20 protein-coding genes and 1 tRNA gene are annotated in these 19,870 nt (G+C 71.6%); 4 read left to right on the top strand and 17 right to left on the bottom strand.

Translation table 11 applies throughout. The features are described 5' to 3' along the window. Window positions 1-20: 20 nt before the first annotated feature. From ACFP3V_RS27100 to ACFP3V_RS27075, 6 genes are all read right to left on the bottom strand, one after another. A complete protein-coding gene (locus ACFP3V_RS27100; protein WP_380588772.1) occupies window positions 21-944 on the bottom strand; it encodes a LysR family transcriptional regulator in 924 nt (307 codons plus the stop codon). A 25-nt stretch (window positions 945-969) separates the two neighbouring features. Further along, complete coding sequence (locus ACFP3V_RS27095; protein ID WP_380588769.1) at window positions 970-1,488, bottom strand: GNAT family N-acetyltransferase; 519 nt, start codon at window positions 1,486-1,488, stop codon at window positions 970-972. A 65-nt stretch (window positions 1,489-1,553) separates the two neighbouring features. Next, window positions 1,554-2,855 carry an aspartate--tRNA(Asn) ligase gene (aspS, locus tag ACFP3V_RS27090; protein WP_380588989.1) on the bottom strand — a complete coding sequence of 434 codons (1,302 nt, stop codon included), beginning with the start codon at window positions 2,853-2,855 and terminating at the stop codon, window positions 1,554-1,556. Between the two features lie 466 nt (window positions 2,856-3,321). Next, complete coding sequence (locus ACFP3V_RS27085; protein WP_380588986.1) at window positions 3,322-3,501, bottom strand: GNAT family N-acetyltransferase; 180 nt, start codon at window positions 3,499-3,501, stop codon at window positions 3,322-3,324. A 135-nt stretch (window positions 3,502-3,636) separates the two neighbouring features. After that, complete coding sequence (locus ACFP3V_RS27080; RefSeq protein ID WP_380588766.1) at window positions 3,637-4,935, bottom strand: GNAT family N-acetyltransferase; 1,299 nt, start codon at window positions 4,933-4,935, stop codon at window positions 3,637-3,639. 667 nt (window positions 4,936-5,602) lie between these two features. Next, complete coding sequence (locus ACFP3V_RS27075; protein ID WP_380589007.1) at window positions 5,603-6,130, bottom strand: hypothetical protein; 528 nt, start codon at window positions 6,128-6,130, stop codon at window positions 5,603-5,605. On the opposite strand from ACFP3V_RS27075, the gene ACFP3V_RS27070 reads away from it, so the two are divergent. Beyond that, entirely contained in the window at window positions 6,055-6,864 is an 810-nt protein-coding gene (locus ACFP3V_RS27070; RefSeq protein ID WP_380588763.1) for a single-stranded DNA-binding protein, read from the top strand. The two genes, ACFP3V_RS27075 and ACFP3V_RS27070, sit on opposite strands and share 76 nt — an antisense overlap. Further along, a complete protein-coding gene (locus ACFP3V_RS27065) occupies window positions 6,861-7,094 on the top strand; it encodes a hypothetical protein (protein ID WP_380588760.1) in 234 nt (77 codons plus the stop codon). The genes ACFP3V_RS27070 and ACFP3V_RS27065 overlap by 4 nt, the downstream gene beginning before the upstream one ends. Window positions 7,095-7,227: 133 nt before the next feature. On the opposite strand, the gene ACFP3V_RS27060 is transcribed toward ACFP3V_RS27065, so the two are convergent. Then, window positions 7,228-7,308: transfer RNA gene (locus ACFP3V_RS27060), tRNA-Tyr, on the bottom strand. 207 nt (window positions 7,309-7,515) lie between these two features. Here ACFP3V_RS27060 and ACFP3V_RS27055 point away from each other — a divergent pair. Continuing rightward, on the top strand, window positions 7,516-8,004 hold the full coding sequence (locus tag ACFP3V_RS27055; protein ID WP_380588757.1) for a YajQ family cyclic di-GMP-binding protein: 489 nt from the start codon (window positions 7,516-7,518) through the stop codon (window positions 8,002-8,004). A gap of 66 nt (window positions 8,005-8,070) precedes the next feature. Here ACFP3V_RS27055 and ACFP3V_RS27050 read toward each other — a convergent pair whose 3' ends face one another. Further along, the gene (locus ACFP3V_RS27050; protein ID WP_380588754.1) at window positions 8,071-9,543 is read right to left on the bottom strand and encodes a serine/threonine-protein kinase; all 1,473 of its coding nucleotides are present in this window, start codon (window positions 9,541-9,543) and stop codon (window positions 8,071-8,073) included. Between the two features lie 104 nt (window positions 9,544-9,647). Here ACFP3V_RS27050 and mug point away from each other — a divergent pair, with 104 nt between their 5' ends. Continuing rightward, entirely contained in the window at window positions 9,648-10,220 is a 573-nt protein-coding gene (gene mug / locus ACFP3V_RS27045; RefSeq protein ID WP_380588751.1) for a G/U mismatch-specific DNA glycosylase, read from the top strand. On the opposite strand, the gene ACFP3V_RS27040 is transcribed toward mug, so the two are convergent. The 9 genes from ACFP3V_RS27040 to ACFP3V_RS27000 all read right to left on the bottom strand — a co-directional run bounded on the left by ACFP3V_RS27040 (window position 10,208) and on the right by ACFP3V_RS27000 (window position 19,775). Next, complete coding sequence (locus ACFP3V_RS27040) at window positions 10,208-10,612, bottom strand: YccF domain-containing protein (RefSeq protein ID WP_380588748.1); 405 nt, start codon at window positions 10,610-10,612, stop codon at window positions 10,208-10,210. The two genes, mug and ACFP3V_RS27040, sit on opposite strands and share 13 nt — an antisense overlap. 75 nt (window positions 10,613-10,687) lie before the next feature. Beyond that, window positions 10,688-11,554, bottom strand: a complete 867-nt coding sequence (gene htpX / locus ACFP3V_RS27035) for a zinc metalloprotease HtpX (protein WP_380588745.1) — start codon at window positions 11,552-11,554, stop codon at window positions 10,688-10,690. 209 nt (window positions 11,555-11,763) lie between these two features. Then, a complete protein-coding gene (locus ACFP3V_RS27030) occupies window positions 11,764-13,314 on the bottom strand; it encodes an NADH-quinone oxidoreductase subunit N (RefSeq protein WP_380588742.1) in 1,551 nt (516 codons plus the stop codon). A 3-nt stretch (window positions 13,315-13,317) separates the two neighbouring features. Further along, window positions 13,318-15,003 (bottom strand): complex I subunit 4 family protein, encoded by a 1,686-nt coding sequence (locus ACFP3V_RS27025; protein WP_380588739.1) that lies wholly within the window; start codon window positions 15,001-15,003, stop codon window positions 13,318-13,320. A gap of 88 nt (window positions 15,004-15,091) precedes the next feature. Then, a complete protein-coding gene (locus ACFP3V_RS27020; protein ID WP_380588736.1) occupies window positions 15,092-17,173 on the bottom strand; it encodes an NADH-quinone oxidoreductase subunit 5 family protein in 2,082 nt (693 codons plus the stop codon). Further along, entirely contained in the window at window positions 17,170-17,583 is a 414-nt protein-coding gene (nuoK, locus tag ACFP3V_RS27015) for an NADH-quinone oxidoreductase subunit NuoK (protein WP_380588733.1), read from the bottom strand. Before nuoK ends, ACFP3V_RS27020 begins: the two co-directional genes overlap by 4 nt. Window positions 17,584-17,587: 4 nt before the next feature. After that, entirely contained in the window at window positions 17,588-18,178 is a 591-nt protein-coding gene (locus tag ACFP3V_RS27010) for an NADH-quinone oxidoreductase subunit J family protein (RefSeq protein ID WP_380588983.1), read from the bottom strand. A 5-nt stretch (window positions 18,179-18,183) separates the two neighbouring features. Then, entirely contained in the window at window positions 18,184-18,759 is a 576-nt protein-coding gene (locus ACFP3V_RS27005) for a NuoI/complex I 23 kDa subunit family protein (protein ID WP_380588980.1), read from the bottom strand. Window positions 18,760-18,812: 53 nt separating this feature from the next. Further along, window positions 18,813-19,775 (bottom strand): complex I subunit 1/NuoH family protein, encoded by a 963-nt coding sequence (locus tag ACFP3V_RS27000; protein ID WP_380588730.1) that lies wholly within the window; start codon window positions 19,773-19,775, stop codon window positions 18,813-18,815. Between the last annotated feature and the right edge of the window lie 95 nt (window positions 19,776-19,870).

Here is a 19,870-nt window from a genome sequence, read left to right as displayed (position 1 = left end):
CCCGTCTCCCAGTTCACCGCTCAGCGGTCCCGCGAACGAGACCCGTCCGGAGCCGGCAGCGATCGCGTTTCCCGATCGCCGCACGCGTCCAGCAGCAGGCGCAGCCGCTCCCGGGGGAGCCTGGCGGGAACGGCGAGCACGCCCGGGAGGGAGAGGTCCGCCTCCCGGAAAGCGATCCGCGGGTTGGCCAGCTGCTGGGCGTAGGAGGCGTAGACGACGGTCCAGCCGGGGACGCCCGCCCCGATCAGCGCGAGGGTGTCCTGCAGCGAGCCGCGCGGCGGCCCGGGCAGGGGCTCGAAGCCCGCGTCCCGGCAGGCGCCGACGACCAGGTCCACCAGCGGCGGATTGTTCCGGCGGTCCGTCAGATGCAGCGGCAGTCCCCGGAGTTCGGAGAGGTCGAGCGGCCCCCGTCCGGACGCGAGCGGATGCGTCGCCGCCAGGGCCACGACCAGCTGGTCCTGCCAGACCGGGATCAGCCGGACGCCCGGCGGCCCCTCCTCGACGCCGCGCACGAAGGACGCGTCCAGCGCGCCCGAGGCCACCTGCTCCAGCCGCGCGGCCGTGGGCCCGGAGACCAGCTCGACCTGCGGGGGCGGCTGGTGCGCGGCGAGCGCGGCGAGGACCCGGTCCAGGTGCTCGCCCATGCCGACACTGGTGCCCAGCCGCAGCCGTCCGCCCCGGGCGGGGTTCCACGCCGCCACGGAGTCCAGTGCGGCCCGCTCGGCCGCGAGCAGGTCCCGGGCCGCGGGCAGGAAGCGCTGCCCGGCCTCGGTGAGCCGTACGTGGCGTGGCGAGCGGTCGAACAGCTCGGTGCCCAACTCCCGCTCCAGACGGCGGATCTGCTCACTCACCGCCGACTGCACGATGGACAGCCGCTCCGCCGCGCGGCCGAAGTGGAGGTCCTCGGCGACGGCGACGAAGTAGCGCACCTGCCGCAGTTCCATGCCGTCCGCCCGCCCCGTGTCCTTGTCAGAACTGGTGGTACATCACATGGAGGCCGACCCGGCCGAGACTCGGGCTCTCGAAGGCGCCCGGGACCGTGCCGATCACCTCGAAGCCGAGCTTGCGGTACAGCTCGACCGCGGCGTGGTTGGTCTCCACCACCGCATTGAACTGCATGCCGGCGAAGCCGCGCGCCCGGGCCCAGTCCAGGGCGTGACGGCACAGCGCCCGGCCGACGCCCCGGCCCCGGGCGTCGGCGGCGACCATGAAGCTCGCGGTCGCGACGTGCGCGCCGGGGCCGGGACGGTTCGCGCCCGTCTTGGCGGTGCCGAGCACCCGCTCCCCGTCCACCGCCACGACCGTCAGCCCCGGCCCCGGCTCGATCCAGACCGCGCGGGCCTCGTCCTCCGTCATCGCGGGGTCGTAGACGAAGGTCTCCTGCTCGCGAACCACCTCGCGGACGATGCCCCAGACCTGGGGCCAGTCCCGCTCGGCGAACTCCCGGATCTCGACGCTGCTGATGCCGCCCTGCCCGCTGCTCTCCATGCCGCGCACGGTACTCAGCGTTCCGCCCGGCCGACCAGCGGATTTGCTCCGCGTGCATCAGGGCGTCAGGGCGTCAGCCGGTTCGGCCCGCGGAAGAGGAACACCGCCTCCCGGATCGACTCCAGCCCCAGCAGCACCATCAGCACCCGGGCCAGTCCGAGCCCGAACCCGCCGTGCGGCGGGCAGCCGAAGCGGAAGGCGTCAAGGTAGTGCCGCATCGGCTCGGGGCTCAGCCCCTTCTCGGCCGCCTGGCGCAGCAGCACCTCGTGCCGGTGCTCCCGCTGGGCACCGGTCGTGATCTCCAGCCCCTTCCAGAGCAGGTCGAAGCTGAGGGTCAGCCCCGGCTGCTGGGCGCTCCGCGCGTGGTAGAAGGGCCGGATCGCCGCCGGGTAGTGGGTGACGAAGACGAACTCGTGCCCGGTCCGCTGCTGCACCAGTGCGGCCAGCCGCCGCTCCCCCTCCGGGTCCAGGTCCGCCTTGGCTCCCTCGGGGTCCCAGCCCTCGGCCCGCAGCAACTGCTGGGCCTCGGCCATGGCCAGCCGGGGGAACGGCAGTTGAGGGACGGTCACCTCCACCCCGAAGTGTTCCCGGATCTCCGCGCCGTGCCGCTCGGCCACCAGGGCGAGAGCGTGGGTGAGCATGCGCTCCTCGAAGTCCATCACGTCCTCGACCCCCGCCGTCCACGCCAACTCGACGTCCACGCCGGTGAACTCGGTGGCGTGCCGGGCGGTGTAGGACGGCTCGGCGCGGAACACCGGCCCGACCTCGAAGACCCGGTCGATGCCGGCGGCGATCGCCATCTGCTTGTAGAACTGCGGCGACTGGGCCAGGTACGCCGACCGCCCGAAGTAGCCGAGCTCGAACACCTCGGCACCCGACTCGGAGGCGCTGCCCATCAGCTTGGGCGTGTGCATCTCGGTGCAGCCCTCGGCCTGGGCGAACGCGCGCAGCCCTGCCTCGAACGTCGTCTGCACCGCGAACAGCAGCTGCGCCTGCGGACGGCGGCGGACGTCGAGGAAGCGCCAGTCGAGCCGCTGCTCCGGCCCGGTGTGCGCGTCGATCGGCAGCCGCGGCTCGGCGCGGCCGAGCACCTCCACGGCCTCGGGCACGAGTTCGAGCCCGCCGAGCCGCACCGCGTCGTCGGCCACGACGCGACCGGTGACCCGCACGGCGGACTCCGGGGTCAACCGCTCCAACTCCTGCTCCAGCAGGTCCTGCTGACCCCCGCGACGGTGCGCCAGCTGCACCGTGCCGCTGTGGTCCCGGACCAGCACGAACTGCATCCTGCGCTGCAGCCGGAGGGTCTGCACCCACCCGCAGACGGTCACCGCCCGCCCGAGGTGCTCCGGCAACTCCCGTACCAGCACCCGTGGTCCGACACCGGCAGGGGGCGGAGGTGGGGTCTGGGTCTGGGTCTGGGTCTGGGTCTGGGTCTCGGTTTCGGTTTCGGTTTCGGTGATGTTCTGGCTCTGGTTCTGGATCACCACTGCCCTCCCGGGCGTCGTCATGATCCCTTGGGAGCGTGGGCGAGAAGGGGACTCGCGGTGCCACCACGCCTTTGCCGCCGCCCGAACGGCGGCGGCCTCGTTCAAGCCCGGTCACGGGGGCCGGCCGGCGGGGCATGGGGCCGTCACCGGCCGTTCCTCCCCGCACTCGGGAGGGTCTTCACCCCAGGACGCGAGTCCGCCTTCCCAGCTCCCGGCGGCTCTCTCTGCTCGCGCGACCCCGCGGCTACTCGTCTCCGTCATCGCGTTGCGGGGAGGCTAGCCCCTGCCGGGATCACGGCTCCACCGGTTTTGCGGCCCGGCGAAAGGTCCTGGACCTCCGGTGCTGTCACAGGCTTCGGCACTCCGGCACACCTCGTGCACCGCGAACCGCCCGGCGGCCTGCTGCCTTCGCAGCCAGCAGGGTCGCCCGCAGCAGTGCGGTGCCCACGCCCTGACGCCGCGCTGCCGGCAGGACTCGCACGGTGGTGACGGGGAGCTGTGTGTTCGCGTGCTGAGGCAGCGTCAGGCATGCGATGCCGAACCGGAGTGGATCTGCTGTTCGAGAAAGCTAGCCGGATGCCCTACTCCTCCCCGCCCTCAGCGCTACTCCGGTGCGACTGCCGGCCCACCGCGCCCGGTCCGTACCCGAAAGCCAGCAGCATCACAGCAGTCGCCCCAGGTCGGCCTCGACGTCCGACACGATGTAATCGGTGACGTAGCCGATCTGGAGATTGACTCGAATCATGTGCGCGTTTCCGGCATCCGTGTTCGTGATGACAAGCTCAGTCTCCGGCCGCTCCGCGATCAGCCAGCGCATCATGGCAGCCTTGATCACGCGTCCCAGGCCGGCCCCTCGGAATTCCGCCAGCACAGCGGTCTCCTGCTGGATGCCGAGTTCCGGCCGACTCGGAGTGGTGATCATCTCGGTCAGGCCGGCCACCCGGCCACTGTCCTCGTGCACCGCAACGACGACGCGCTGCTCGTCCCCGCGCGCACGGAGTTCGGCCTCGTGCCGACGGACGCGGTCCGGCGTCCAGGACGCGAACTCGAGGCTGGACGCTCCGGTCGGGGCATCGCTGATGGCGGTGCGCGCCTGGGCGTATGAAGCGAGAAGTGCCTCCGGCGCTGCCCCCGTCCACCGGAGCACTTCGAAGCCGGGAGGCATCGGCACGGCCCAGAGGTCCGGGCTCACGTCCGCGACCACGAGGCGCTGCAGAACGAACTCCTGCACCTTTGCAAAACCGAGCGCGGTCGCCCACTTCTCGCCCTCGCCACCCGACTTGAGCCCCTGACCGGTGACTGTCGTCCGTCCTGCCGCCTTGGCGGTCGGCAGCGTTGCCCTCAGCAGTGCGGTGCCGACTCCGTGCCGACGCATCTTCGGCAGGACTCGGACACTCGTGACGGTGAGTCGCGTGTTCTCGTGCTGAGGCAGCGTCAGGCTCGCTATGCCGACGGTCCTGCCCAGAGCGCGCGCGACCCAGAACTGCTCTGGGCCCAGCAGGTTGGTCGGGGAGCGCAGCAGGTCCACGAAGGCCCGGTAGCTCGGGGCCGGTCGGTCGGGGAAGTCGGCGTAAGCCGATACCCATGCCTCGTAGCAGTCCGAGAGCTCGCTCTCGGAGGCCTCAGCCGGGAGGAAGGGCGTCACAACAGTGCGCATCGAGTGGCCTTTCAAAGGAATGCTCGTATGAGTGTGGACAGATGGGGGGCGCCTACTTCGACCTCCCGTCGTCCTGCGGGACTCGGAAGGGATGGACGCCGAGCTCTCTCGCCTGCCGGAACCGCTCGCCAGCATCAGCGCCGCGATCATGATGAGTCCGAAGCTGAACAGCCCCATGGCCACGATGATCGCTCCATGGAGGAGGATCCCGAGTGCCAGGCCGCCGCGACGCACTCTGGGGCCGAACAGCATCAGGCCCGCGATCGCGAAGGCTGGCCAGCGGGCTGGGCTCGGGGTCGTCAATATCCCATTCCTGCACACGGGGATCTTCCGAGAAGCCCCGCACGACCTCCGGGTCGGTCCTCACCTCAACCTCGGCGCAGGTGTTGACGATCTCCTCCGCAGACCGGGCCCACACCCACCACCACAGGCCCCCCATGCCGTAGTCGTGGAGCACCAGGAAGCGTTGCTTCTGACCATCGTTCGGCGATTCCCGACCGGGATCCTAGCGACGCCCGACGGGCCCGCCCATCAGATATCCGGCACCCGCTCTGTCCTCCCGGCAGTGCTGCCGAGCCCCCGCCATCCCCCTGCGAGCCGCCGCTTGAGGCAGTCAGCGCCGGGACCGGGTGAACAACCAAGCGGCACAAGCCGGAACCGCTGCTGCGCCCAAGTCCGCGAGAGCCCAGGTCCACGACCCCTGCTCGAGAAGCTGACCGGGCCGAGCGTGCCAGGGCATCGACTGTGCCGTCGCCAGGCCGAACGTGATGAAGCCCGTCAGGCCGGCCATGAAGATTGCATACCGTCGGTCGCTGATGCGGGTCGACCCCGCCCACCATGGGGCAACCCGCCCTGAACCGTAGTGGACCAAACCCCAGATGACCTGTGACCACAGCAGGGCCAGGACGGGGATCCCCGCCCAGAACAGCGCTGGCATGAACGCCTCTCCTCTATCGCAGGCTTGCGGCACTCAGGTAGTCGGAGGAGTCGGGCGACGCCGACGCCACGCCTTGACCGCGGCGACAGTGCCGTAGCCGAGCGTCCCCAGGCCGATGAGAACGAAGTAGCCACCCGGGTAGAGCACGTGCCACCAGCTCAACTGTCCCGGGAACAAGGCGTGGCCGGGCCGCGCCGGATCGACCAGCACCTCGGCGGAGGATGTGGTCAGGCCGTCAGGCGCGGAGTTCAAGTCATCGACGGTGGCCGTTCCGCCGAACGGAGCGGGGAGCCGTACGACGATTCTTGAAGCCTGCTGGCCACCAGGTTTCGCGTAGTCGGCCTCGATGATCGTTGCTTGGACCCTCTGCGCGTGGCGGAAGTCCATGTGCGCGCCGACAGCGCCGCTGGCCAGAGAGCAACCGACGACTACCCACACCGGTGCCAGTAGGAGGGCAAGCACCGTCTTCAACTGCCCGAGAAGGCGTGGCTCGCCGGTTTCCACCGGTGGACGCGGCTTGTCCCAAGTGGTTGCCGCTGTCCGGCCGTCGTCGTTCGCCATCCCCGCCTCCCCAACAGGTGGTGGCATCCAACCACTGCCGAAGATCACGCGCCAGCCCTGTCCTCCCGGCCGTGCTGCCGAGCCCCCGTCCACAGCCTGGGGGCGAGGGCTCGACGGTTGCGGGAGCCGGACAGCCGCCCCGTGCACCCCCTCAACTGTCGAGCCTTGGAGGCTTGCTGTGTCCGCGGAGAGACCCCGATCGCCGTCGTCGGCAACCTGGCCGACAACCCCGAGATACGCTTCACCCCCGTCGGCGTCGCCATGGCCCGCTTCACCGTCGCCAGCACGCCGCGCCTTTCGACAAGACCACCAACCAGTGGAAGGACAGCACCGCGCTGTTCCTGCGCCGCACCGCCTGGCGCGACCTGGCCGAGCACAGCGCCGAGACCCTGGCCAAGGGCATGCGCGTCATCGTCACCGGCCGACTCGTCCAGCACAACTGGCAGACCGACCAGGGCGAGAACCGCTCCATGCTCGCCCTCGACGTGAACGAGGTCGGCCCCTCCCTGCGGTTCACCACCGCCAAGGTCACCAAGACCAACCGCACCAGCACCCCGGGCGCGGAGGCCGACCCGTGGGCCACCGCCAGCCCCGCAGGTGGGGGTGCGCCTGCCGGGTCCGGGTGGGTGCCACCCCGGCCACGGGTGGCAATGAGCCGCCGTTCTGACGGTCCCATGCTGGCCGTATGTCCTCATCTCTCCAGCAGATCCGAGAGCACCCGAATCGTCCGGTGACCATCGTTGACCGCGATGCCGCCGCGATCCTCGCGGTCCTGGCCCGGTTGGAGGCCAGCGTGCGGGTGGAAGACGACCCGCTTCTGATGGACTGGCTGCACCGGCACCTGAAGGAACTTGATCTCGTCTCCGGAAACGGCGACGAGAAGACCGCGGAAGTAGCAGCCGCGTTGCTCGCCCTGAACCACCGTCTCCGTGCCGCCAGGGGTGAGCACGAGGGCATCCCGTGACCGAACCCAGGCCCGTGCCATTCGCGTGGCGGAAGAGGCGGGGAACGCCGGGGAGCCGCAGGGAGCCCCGGAGTGCGGACATGCGAAAGGCCCTGGACCGTTGGTGCTGGTCACAGGGCCTTTCGGCTGGCCGTGGCGGGTGCAGGGTTCGAACCTGCGTAGCTTGCGCGACAGATTTACAGTCTGCTCCCTTTGGCCGCTCGGGCAACCCGCCAGGGATTCGTCTCCGCCGGTCTCCCGGGGCGACGACGTAAACCATACCTGATCGTGGGGGGTGCTTCGCCACTCGGTTGTCGCATGGTCGTTTCGGCTGAGCCTGAGGTCAGGGGCCGGTGGCGGCGGCGTGCGGGCGAAGGGCGCAGGGGGGTGGCTAGGCTGACCGCAGCCATCGTGGAACCGCAGGCAAGGAGAAGTACTGATCATGGCCGACTCCAGTTTCGACATCGTTTCGAAGGTCGAGCGGCAGGAGGTCGACAACGCCCTCAACCAGACCGGCCGTGAGATCGCCACCCGCTTCGACTTCAAGAACGTGGGCGCCTCCATCGAGTGGTCCGGCGACAAGATCGAGATGCGGGCCAACGGTGAGGACCGGGTCCGGGCGATCCTCGACGTCTTCCAGGGCAAGCTGGTGAAGCGCGGGATCTCCCTGAAGGCTCTGGACGCGGGCGAGCCGCAGCTGTCGGGCAAGGAGTACAAGATCTTCGCGACGATCCAGGAGGGCATCTCCCAGGACAACGCCAAGAAGATCGCGAAGATCATCCGCGACGAGGGCCCGAAGGGCGTCAAGGCGCAGGTCCAGGGCGAGGAGCTGCGGGTCACCTCCAAGAGCCGGGACGACCTGCAGGCCGTGCAGGCCCTGCTGCGCGGCAAGGACCTGGACTTCGCCATCCAGTTCGTCAACTACCGCTGAGTCGGGGCCGAGCAGGGAGCGGATCGGCACGGGAGGCCGGCGAGTCGCGGGAGCGGTTCGCCGGCCTCAGCGTGCCGGGCGGAGGTCCTCCCAGGCCAGGGCCGCGACGGAGAAGAGGGCGGCTGCGTGCACGAGCCACCAGCCGGGGCCGAACGAGACCGTCGTCGTGTCCGCCAGCACCTGCGGCAGACCGTGCACGAGATCGCTCGGACGGAGCGTCAGGTCGGCTGCCAGCAGGCGGGCGGGCAGCACCAGGGCGAGCGCGTAGGCCGAAACGCGCAGAGCCGCGTGACGGTGGTGGATCAGGACCGCCCCGAGCAGCAGAGCGGCCACGGGGGCGAGCAACCATGGCCACGGGAGGACGATGCGCGGCAGGCCGAGGGCGAGGAAGCGGTCGAGACCCAGAACCTGGTAGACGGGCAAGCCGACTGAGCCATGGGCGACGCCGCTCGGGAGATGCAGGACGACGCCTCGCAGCGGGAGCGCGACGCCGCACAGGAGCAGCAGCACGACCGGCGCGAGACCGGCGAGGACCGATCGCGCGTGCCGGAGGCCGGGGCGGTCGCTGCTTCCGCCGCGGTCCGGCGGGAGGCCGGGCCGGCGCTGCTGTCCGGGCACGCCGGGAGCCGTAGCGGTCTTGGTGTGCCCGGGGGGCGTCGTGGTCCCCGGGGCCGTCGGGGTGTACGGCGGCGCGGAGTTGGGCAGCGAGACCAGCAGCGCCGCGGCCTGGGGACCCGTCAGGCGGGTGGCCGGGTCCTTCGCCAGCAGGCCGGTGATCAACGCGGCGAGTGCCCCGGCGCGCTGCGGAGGCTCGGGGGTGTCGAAGAGGACCGCCGTCAGCGTGGCCGCCGGGGAGTCCCGACGGAAGGGCGCCCGGCCCTCGACGGCGTAGTAGAGGGTGGCGCCGAGCGAGAAGAGGTCACCGGCGGGACCGGCGTCCTGGCCGCGGGCACGCTCGGGGGCGAGGTACTCGACGGAGCCGATGAACGCGCCCGTCGCGGTCAGCGCCGTGTCGTCCCGCTGGACCGCGATGCCGAAGTCGGCCAGCAGCACCCGGCCGTCGTCGGCGAGCAGGATGTTGGCCGGCTTCACGTCGCGGTGGACGATCCCCGCCTGGTGGGCCGCGCCGAGGGCGGTGAGGACCGCCGCGCCGACGCGGGCCGCCTGGGCCGGGTCGAGCGGGCCGTGCCGGGCCACCTGCTCCTCGAGCGAGCGGCCGACGATCAGCTGCATCACCGTCCACGGGACGCCGTCGTCCACCACCACGTCGTGCACGCCGACGACGTTGGGGTGGTCGCGCAACCGCGCCGCGTGGCGCGCCTCGCGCTGGGCGCGCGCCAGCCGCTCGGCCTGCTCGGCGGCCGAGGCCGTCGGCGGCAGCCGGACCTCCTTGACGGCGACCTCCACGCCGAGAACCTCGTCGCGCGCCTGCCAGACGCTGCCGAAGCCGCCCGCGCCCAGGCGGTGCACGAGCCGGTAGCGTCCCCCGACCAGTCGCCCCGACTGCGTGGCAGCAGCGCTGCCCTCGTTCCCCGACACCCTGCCGCTCCCCCGCGCCCGACGCCCGGTTGATCCGTTCACCGCAGTCTGGCAGAACTGCCCCGCCCGACACAGGCGTTCCGGCACCGGCGAGGATGGTGGACATGAGGCCGAGCAAGGAGCAGTTGGCGGCAGCGCAGGACCGCACGATCGGCGACGTGATCGCGCCCGGGCTGCGGGTACTGTTCTGCGGAATCAACCCGGGTCTGTGGTCGGGGGCGACCGGGCACCACTTCGCGCGGCCCGGCAACCGCTTCTGGCCCGCCCTGCACCGCTCCGGTTTCACGGATCGTCAGTTCCGGCCCCACGAGCAGGCGCAGCTGCTGCCGCTCGGGCTCGGCATCACCAACGTCGTGGCACGGACCACGGCCCGGGCCGACGAGTTGACCCCGCAGGAGTACGCGGACGGCGGCCGGGCCCTGGTGGCGCGGGTGGAGCGGTACCGGCCGCGCATGCTGGCGGTGCTGGGCATCGGCGCGTACCGCAGCGCGTTCGGGCGGCGGCAGGCGCAGGTGGGGTCGCAGCCGGAGCGGATCGGAGCCACGCAGGTGTGGCTGCTGCCGAACCCCAGCGGGCTGAACGCCCACTACTCACTGGACGCCCTGGCGGCGGAGTTCGCCCGGTTGCGGGCGGCGCTGACGACCGGTCAGCAGCAGCGCGCGGATCAGGCGGAGTAGCCGAAGCGCTGGTCCGTGGAGACGATCTCGCGGCCCAGCGGCATGATCGAGATCGGGATCATCTTGAGGTTGGCCCAGGCGAACGGGATGCCGATGATCGTGCACGCCATGGCGATGCTGGTCGCGATGTGGCCGAGGGCGAGCCACCATCCCGCGAAGATGAACCAGACGATATTGCCCAGGAAGGACGCGGCGCCGGCGTCGGAGCGCTCGCGGGTGGTGCGCCCGAAGGGCCAGATCACGTAGGCGGCGATGCGGAAGGAGGCGATGGCCCACGGGATCGTGATGATGAGGACGAAGCAGATGATGCCGGCGACGATGTAGGCGAGGGACATCCAGAGTCCGCAGAGGATGACCCAGAGGACGTTCAGAACGAAGTTCAGCACCTTCATGGGACCCTGCCCAGCCCTTCTGTCGTAGTTCGCTCGATCCGGTGATGCCCGGTGCGACTGGTCTCTGACGACAGGTCAGCCGCGAGGACGGTATCCGGCCATCTGCTCCAGCCGGGCGATCCGCTCGGCCATGGGCGGGTGGGTGGAGAACAGCTTGGAGCTCATGCCGCCGCGGAACGGGTTGGCGATGAACAGGTGACTCGCCGTCTCCAGCTCCGGGCGCGCAGGAAGCGGCAGCTGGCGCGTCCCCGCGTCCAGTTTCCGCAGCGCGCTGGCCAGCGCAAGCGGGTCGCCAGTGAGCTGCGCCCCGGAGGCGTCCGCCTGGTACTCCCGGGAGCGGCTGATGGCCAGCTGGATGATGCTCGCCGCGATCGGGCCGAGGATCATCACGAGCAGCATGCCCGCCAGGCCCGGACCGTCGTCGTCGTCGCTGCGCCCGACCGGGATCAGCCAGGCGAAGTTGACCAGGAACATCACCACGGAGGCCAGGGCGCCCGCGACCGAGGAGATCAGGATGTCGCGGTTGTAGACGTGCGAGAGCTCGTGGCCCAGCACCCCGCGCAGCTCGCGTTCGTCCAGGATGTTGAGGATGCCCTGGGTGCAGCAGACCGCCGCGTTGCGGGGGTTGCGGCCGGTCGCGAAGGCGTTGGGGGCGTCCGTGGGGGAGATGTAGAGCCGTGGCATGGGCTGCCGGGCGGAGGTCGAGAGCTCGCGGACGATCCGGTAGAGCCAGGGCGCCTCGATCTCGCTGACCGGCCGGGCCCGCATGGCGCGCAGGGCGAGCTTGTCGCTGTTCCAGTAGGCGAAGCCGTTGGTGGCCAGCGCGATCACGAAACCCAGGATCAGCCCGGTGCGGCCCCAGATCGAGCCGATGCCGATGATCAGCGCCGACATGACGCCCAGGAGTACGGCCGTCTTGAGCCCGTTGTGCTGGCGGTGCACGGATGCCCTCCGAGTGGTGCGTTGGGGGGTGTCTTCCCAGCCCGTTCACCCTGACGAACGGATCGGACCGACCCTCAGGTTCCCTTCTCCCCCGGCCGGGGCCACGGCGCAACCGCTGGTCGGGGCCATGGGCCCGGGCCGGCGCCGGGGCCACGGCCGAGACGAGGGCCGCTGCGGCGGACTCGGAAGGCGGTTGCGCCGGGGGCCGGTCAGCCGAACAGCGAGACGCCGACGACCTGCAGCACCAGCTGCGGCGCCACCGACAGCACCACGCCGATCACCGCCGTCAGGCCCAGCGCCAGGCCGAGCGGGAGCGGGAGGGGACGGGCGGCGAGCGGAGCCTCGGCGGCCGTCGGCTGGAACAGCTTGGCGGTCCAACGCAGGTAGTAGAACAGGCCCAGGACGACGTTGACCGCCATGATCACGGCCAGCCAGCCGAGGCCGCCGTCGACGGCGGCGCGGAACACCACGAACTTGCCGAAGAGGCCGACGACGCCCGGGGGCAGGCCAGCGAGGGACAGCAGGAAGAAGGCCATGGCCAGCGCGGTGGCGGGCCGGCTGCGGGCCAGGCCGCGGTAGTCGTCCACCCGTCCGGCCAGGAGGGCGGCCAGGGCGAAGGCGCCGAGGTTGACGAGGCCGTAGACGAGAGCGAAGGCGAGCGTGGCACCCAGCGGATCCCGCGCCGGGCGGAAGCCCGCCGCGGCGATCGGGACCAGCAGGTAGCCGGCCTGGGCGACGGAGGACCAGGCCAGCAGCCGGACCGCGCTGTCGGGCGCGTCGCCACGCTGGCGCAGCGCGGCGACGTTGCCGACGGTCATCGTCAGCGCTGCAGCGACGGCAACCGCCGTCCCCCAGACTCGCCCGTAGGGGTGAAAACCGATGACGGCGATTGCGGCCAGGCCGGAGAGTCCGGCAGCCTTGCCGACCACAGAGAGATAAGCCGCCACGGGGACCGGGGCGCCGACATAGGTGTCGGGCACCCAGAAGTGGAACGGCACGGCCGCCGTCTTGAAGGCGAAGCCGACGAGCGTGAGCACCGCACCTACGGCCGCGACAGTCTTCAACTGCGGGTCCGCGTGCGGGAGGGCGGAAGCGATCCGGACCAGGTAGAGGCTTCCGGTCGCCGCGTAGACGAAGCTCACGCCCAGCAGGGTGACCGCGGTGGCGGTCACCGAGGACAGGAAGAACTTCAGAGCGGCTTCACCGCCGCGCCCGTCCCGGCGCAGGCCGACGAGCGCGAAGGACGGCAGGGCGGTGACTTCGAGGGCGATGACGAGCGTGGCCAGGTCGCGAGCGGCGGGGAGCAGCGCGGCCCCGCAGGCCGAGCTGAGCAGCAGGAACCAGAACTCCCCTGCGGGCAACCGGTCCTGGCCCACCCCGTAGACCGAGAGCAGCGCGACGAGCAGGGCTCCGGCGAGCACGAGGAGCTGGAAGAGCAGCGCGAAGTGGTCCGCCGCGTAGGAGCAGGCGGTGGGATCGACGGCCCCGGAGGCGGTCCGGAGGCAGAAGGTGGAGCGGGTCCCGGCGTGCAGCGGGATGAGGCTGAGCAGGGCCAGGGCGAGGCCCGCGATGCTCAGCAGGCCAAGGACCGGCTTCCGGGCCGTCGGCAGGAAGAGGTCGGCGACCAGGACGACCAGCGCGGCGGCGGCCGCGATCAGCGGCGGGGCGATGGCGAGCCAGTCGACGGACTGGATCAACTGCCCGGAGTGGGCGACGGCCAGAGGGGTCGTCAGGTTCAGCGTGTCGAGCGCGTGGGTCATGGCTCAGCTGCCTCCGAGCAGGGCCTTGACGGCGGGGTTGCTGAGGCCGAGGAGCACGGCCGGCCAGAGCCCGGCGAGGACGGTGAGGGCGGCGAGCGGGGCCCAGGTGGCGGCCTCGTAGCCGTGGACGTCGGCGATGCCGGCGGGGTTGCCGTTCGCTCCACCGGCGCCGGCGGCACCGACGGTTCCCGGGCGTGCGGGCTGACCCGGCGTCAGGTCCGGTGCGCCGGTGCCCGTTCGGGCGGGGTCTCCCATGCAGACCCGCCGGACGACGTTGAGGAGGTAGCCGGCGGTCAGCAGGGTGCCCAGGCCGGCCAGGGTCATGAAGACCAGGAAGGCCGACCTGTCCAGACCGGCCGCGGGTCGGAACGCCCCGAACATGGCGAGGAGTTCGCCCCAGAACCCGGCGAGGCCGGGCAAGCCCAGGCTCGCCACGGCGCCGAAGGCGAGCAGCGCGCCCAGGCGGGGGGCGCGGCCGTAGAGGGCGGCGCCGGTGGTCCCGGCGAGCCGGTCCAGGTCGGCCGTGCCGTAGCGGTCCTTGATTGCGCCGACCAGGAAGAAGAGCAGGCCGGTGATCAGGCCGTGGCCGATGTTGGCGAAGAGCGCGCCGTTGACCCCGGTGCTGGTCAGCGTGGCGATGCCGAGCAGCACGAAGCCCATGTGGCCGACGGAGGAGAAGGCGATCAGGCGCTTCAGGTCCCCCCTGGCTCCCGGGCGGACCAGGGCCAGGCAGGCGAGCGAGCCGTAGACGATGCCGACGGCCGCGAGAGCGCCGAGGTAGGGCGCGAAGGTGTGCATCCCGTCGGGGGCGACCGGGAGCAGCACTCGGACGAAGCCGTAGGTGCCCATCTTCAGCAGGACGCCGGCCAGCAGCACCGATCCGGCGGTGGGGGCGGCCGTGTGGGCGTCGGGCAGCCAGCTGTGGAAGGGGAACATCGGCGCCTTGACGGCGAGTCCGATGCCGATGGCCAGCACCGCCAGCACCTGTGTCTGGTGCGACAGACCGGCCCCGTGCCGGTGGGCGAGCACCGTCATGTCGAAGGTGCCCGCCTTGATCCCGATCAACAGGAAGCCGAGCAGCATCACCGCGGAACCGAGGAGGGTGTACAGGATGAAGCGGTACGCAGCGGGGCCTCGTCCCTCGCCGCCCCAGCGGGCGATGAGGAAGTACATGGGGACCAGCACGATCTCGAAGGCCAGGAAGAACAGCACCAGGTCGAGCACGGCGAAGGTGCCCAGCATGCCGGTCTCCAGCAGGAGCAGCAGGCCGGTCCATGCGCGTGGGCCGGGCCCCGCCGGCAGCCTCCACAGCGAGTACAGCGCGCAGAGGAAGGTCAGCAGCGCCGTCAGCAGCAGCAGCGGCAGCGAGATGCCGTCCACGCCCAGGTGGAAGCGGACGTTGACCGCAGGGATCCAGTTCAGGTCGGTGACGGCCTGCATCCGCGCGGTGTGGTCACGGTCGAAGCCTGCGGCCAGGGCGATCGCCAGCACCAGGTCCGCACCCGTGACGACGGCGCCCAGCCGGAGCCAGCGGCGGCCGACCTGGTCGGAGCTCCCGCCGCCGGTGTCACCGGGCTCGCCCGAGCCGCCTCCGGCACCCGCCCCGGCGGTGCCGAGCAGGCCCGGGGCGAGCGTCAGCAGCGCGCCGACCAGCGGCAGCGCCAGCAGCGCGATCAGGAGGACGTTCATCGGGCGGCCTCCGTGGCACTGGGGAGGAAGCGGGAACAGCGGCGGGCGGCCTGACGGCGGCTCGGCTGGCATGCGGTGCGACGTGCGGTCACCAGGCCACCGCCACCACGACGGCGAGCACGACGACCCCGGCGAACAGTGCGCTCAGGTAGCCCTGGGCGTTGCCGTTCTGGGCCCGGCGGACCAGTCGGCCGAGCAGTCCGGCGCTCCCGGCCGCGCCGCGTACGTACGTCTCCACGACCTGCGCGTCCAGGAAGCGGACCAGTCGGGCGGCATTCTCGGTGGGCAGCACGAAGGCGAGCTGGTAGAGCCGGTCGATGCCGAAGCCGCGGGCCGCCGGGCCGAGCAGCGGCCCGAGCAGCAGGTGCGCGGGCGAGGGCGTCGGCACCGCCGCTTCCGCCTCCGCCAGCGAAGCCGCGGTCTCGGCCGCCAGCGCGGGAGCGAGGTCGGCGGGCGTCTCTCCGGGGCGGGCCTCCAACTCCGGTGGCACCGCGGCCTCCTGGACCGCGGAGGCGCCCTGCGTCGCTCGGCCCGCAGCGACGGCGACCTCCCGGCGCACCGCGACGCGCCAGGCGACGGCCATCACGGCGCAGCCGACGACGGCCAGTCCCACGCCCAGCAGGGAGGTGCTCAGTGCCGGGCGGAACTCGGCGGCGTTCCCATCGAGGAACGCGGGCAGCCAGTCGTCCCGCAGGCCCACCACGCCGAGCGCGAGGGCGGGCACCGCGAGCAGCCAGAGCACCAGCGACATGGCCCCGGTGGAGCCGTGGGCGTCGGCCGGGAGGGCGATCGCGGGGCGGACGCTCGGGCCGCGGAAGGCCAGCAGCCAGAGCCTGGTCGCGTAGGCGGCGGTGAGCAGCGCGGTGAGCAGCCCGGCCACCAGCACCAGCCAGCCGAGCCAGCAGGGCACGGCCGAGGCAGCTCCCTGACCGTGCGTCAACGCGTCCCCGGTGGCGGCGTGTTCGGCCGCCCCGAGCACCGACTCCTTGCTGAAGAAGCCGGAGAAGGGCGGGATGCCCGCCAGGGCGAGCAGGCCGATGGTCATCGTCCAGTAGGCGTCGGGCACGCGCTTGCGCAGCCCGTCCATCCGGGACATGGCGGCGAGCGAGTTGGTGTGCGCGGCGTGGATGACCGAGCCCGCGGCCAGGAACAGCAGCGCCTTGAAGGCGCCGTGCGTGATCAGGTGGAACAGCGCCGCGTCGCGGTCGCCGACGGCCAACGCGCCCGACATGTAGCCGAGCTGACCGACCGTCGAGTAGGCGAGCACCCGCTTGATGTCGTCCTGCGCCAGCGCGCAGAGTGCCGAGCCGACCATGGTGACCGCCGCCATCACGCCCAGCACGGCGAGCGCCGCGGTGGACAGCAGGAACACCGGCAGCAGCCGGGCGACCAGGTAGACGCCCGCGGCGACCATGGTGGCCGCGTGGATCAGCGCGGAGACCGGGGTCGGGCCGGCCATCGCGTCCGGGAGCCAGGTGTGCAGCGGGAACTGGGCGGACTTGCCCGCCACGCCGCACAGCAGCAGCAGCGCCGCCAGGGTGGCATGGTGCAGTCGGCCCGCGGCCGCCGCGTCCAGCACCCCGCTGATCCGGAACGTCCCGGCGTCCCCAGCCAGCACGAAGATGCCGAAGAGGAACGGCACGTCTCCCAGCTTCGTGACCAGGAAGGCCTTGATCGACGCGCTGCGGGCGTCCCGGGTCTCCCAGTGGTGCCCGACCAGGAAGTACGAGCAGATGCCCATGACCTCCCAGCCCGTCAGCAGCACGATCAGGTCGCCCGAGTAGACGACCAGCAGCATCGCAGCGGTGAACAGGGAGACCAGCGCGGCGTAGGACGGATAACGCGGGTCCTCGCGCAGGTAGGAGATCGAATAGACCTGCACGCAGGTCGCCACCACACCGACCAGGACGGCGAGTAGGACGGCGATGCCGTCCAGGTGCAGGGCCAGGTCGACGGGCACGCTACCGGTCGGCGCGAGCCGGTGAGCCGCGTCGAGGTGGCGCCCGGCGCCGAGCTGGACGGCGACGACGACCGCGAGCACGGCGGCCGCCAGCGTCGGCAGCACGGCGAGCGGGCGGACCAGGCCGGGGGCACGGCGGTCGGAGGCGAGCCCGCCGAGCGCGCCGAGGAAGGGCAGCAGCGGGACGAGGGCGGCCAGGGTGACGGTCATGCGACGGCGGCCTTCTTCCCGGCGGTGTCGGCTGCTTCGGAGCCTGACGCGTCGTCAGCCGCGTCGGCGGGGTCGGTCCCGGAGGCGAACAGGCTGCGGCCGTCGGCGTCGGCGAGCTCGCGCAAGCGGTCCACGTCGGTGCTCCCGCGGTTGCGGAAGACCATCAGCACGATGGCCAGCCCAAGCCCGATCTCGGCGGCGGCGATGGTGATGGTGAACAGCGTCAGTGCCTGCCCGGCATGCAGCTTGTCGCGCAGCCAGACGTCGAAGGCGACCAGGTTGAGGTTGACCGCGCTGAGCATCAGCTCGACGGCCATCAGCACCAGGATCGCGTTGCGGCGGGCGAGCACACCGTAGACGCCGATGGCGAAGAGCAGGGAGGAGAGGACGACGGGATAGACGAGATGCATCGGTTCAGCGCTCCCCGGAGCGGCGACGCGACAGGACCACCGCGCCGACCAGGGCGGCCAGCAGCAGCACGGACAGGGCTTCGAAGGGCAGCACCCAGTAGCGGAACAGCGTCTCGCCGTTGGCGGAGGTGCTGCCGCCGCCGGTGGTCGACAGGTCGATCCAGGTCGATCGGAAGCCGTCGACGACCAGGGTGACCAGCGTCGCGGCGGTCGCAGCGGCCACCGCGAGGGCGACCCAGCGGTTGCCCGAATCCGCGTCCGGCGAGGCCCCGATGGGCGCCTTGGTCAGCATCAGCCCGAAGAGCACCAGCACGACGACCGATCCGAGGTAGATCAGCACCTGCACCCAGGCCACGAACTCGGCCGTCAGCAGCAGGTACTCGACGGCCAGCCCGCCCAGGGCGACCACCAGCCACAGGGCGGCGTGGACGAGTTGACGGGTGGTCACCGTCAGCAGCGCCGCGCCGAGAACCGCGAGACCGACCAGCACGAAGACGATCTCGACACCGGTAGGCGAGAGGAATCCGTGGGCGGCAAGAGCAGACACGGCGAGGGAGTGGCCGGCGGAGCCGGCGGCTGCGCCGGGGGTCGGCATGAGGATCACGCGTCCCCCTCGGAGGAGCCGGGGGCGTCGGTTCCGGCATCGGCACCGGCGCCTGCCTCGCCATCGGCGTCCGCGGCCGCGGCAGCAGCAGCCCGGGCGGCTGCCTCCGCCGCGGCGGCCTTCTCGGCAGCCTTGCGCGCGGCGGCGATCTCCTTCGGCTCCTCCGCGGACGGGTCCAGCGCGGGCGGGGCCGGCACGGTCCACATCCACTCGCGCAACCGCTCGCGCTCGTGGGTGAGGTCATGGATGTCCTCCTCCGCGTACTCGAACTCCGGCGACCAGAACAGCGCGTCGAAAGGACAGACCTCGATGCAGATGCCGCAGTACATGCAGAGCGAGAAGTCGATCGCGAACCGGTCCAGCACGTTGCGCGTCCGGGCACGGGCGTTCGGCTCGACCGCAGGCAGCGTCTCCTTGTGGGAGTCGATGTAGATGCACCAGTCCGGGCACTCGCGTGCGCAGAGCATGCAGACGGTGCAGTTCTCCTCCAGCAGCGCGATGACGCCGCGTGAGCGCGGCGGCAACTCCGGCTGGACGTCGGGGTACTGCGCCGTGACGCTCTTCCGGGTCATCGTCCGCAGGGTGACGGCGAGGCCCTTGGCCAGGCCGCGGCCGGGAACGGACACTACGAGATCACCACCTTGACGATGCCGGTCAGCGCGAGCTGCAGCAGGGACAGCGGGATGAGGACGGTCCAGGCGAAGCGCATCAGCTGGTCCTCGCGCAGCCGCGGGTAGGTGACGCGGAGCCAGATGACCACGAAGGCGAGGGCGAAGGTCTTCAGCAGCGTCCACAGCCAGCCGAGCGAGCCCGCGAGCGGGCCGTGCCAACCACCCAGGAAGAGGACGGAGGTGAGCAGGCAGAGGACGAGGATGCCCGCGTACTCCGCCAGCAGGAACATGGCGAAGCGGAGCCCGGTGTACTCGGTGTAGGCACCGAAGATGATCTCGGAGTCGGCCACCGGCATGTCGAACGGCGGCCGCTGGAGCTCGGCGAGGCCAGCGGTGAAGAAGACGAAGCCGCCGATGATCTGCCAGGGGATCCACCACCAGTGGAACCCGCCGAGGATGCCCGCGAGCGACACCGTGCCCGCGGCCATGGCCACGGAGGCCCCGGCGATCAGCATCGGCAGCTCGTACGCCATCAGCTGGGCGGCGGAGCGCAGCGCGCCGAGGAGGGAGTACTTGTTGGCCGACGCCCAACCGCCCATGAGGGAGCCGAGGACGCCCACGCCCATCACCGCGAGGACGTAGAAGAGACCGGCGTCGACGATCTGCCCCACCCAGCTGTCGCTGGGCCCGACCGGAATCGCGATCAGCACCAGGAGGTACGGCAGGAGAGCGACGGCGGGCGCGAGCTGGAACACCTTCCGGTCCGCGTCAGCGGGGACGATGTCCTCCTTCTGCGCGAACTTGACGCCGTCGGCGACGAGTTGGGCCCAGCCGTGGAAGCCGCCGGCGTACATGGGGCCGAGACGGCCCTGCATGTGGCCCATCACCTTGTGCTCCATCTGCCCGATGACGAGCGGGAACACCAGGAACCCGACGAGCACGACGACACAGCGCAGCAGCGCCTCCCAGGCACTCACGCCCCACCTCCACGCTCACGCTCGTCCTCCGAACCGGGCTCCCCGCTCCCGCCCGCAGCGCCATCGCCCTCCGCGTCCCCCGAGGGCGCCGAGGG

The sequence above is a fragment of the Streptacidiphilus monticola genome (assembly GCF_042658505.1).
GTDB classification, from domain to species: domain Bacteria; phylum Actinomycetota; class Actinomycetes; order Streptomycetales; family Streptomycetaceae; genus Streptacidiphilus; species Streptacidiphilus monticola.
This window is presented reverse-complemented; position numbering and strand designations above follow the sequence as displayed.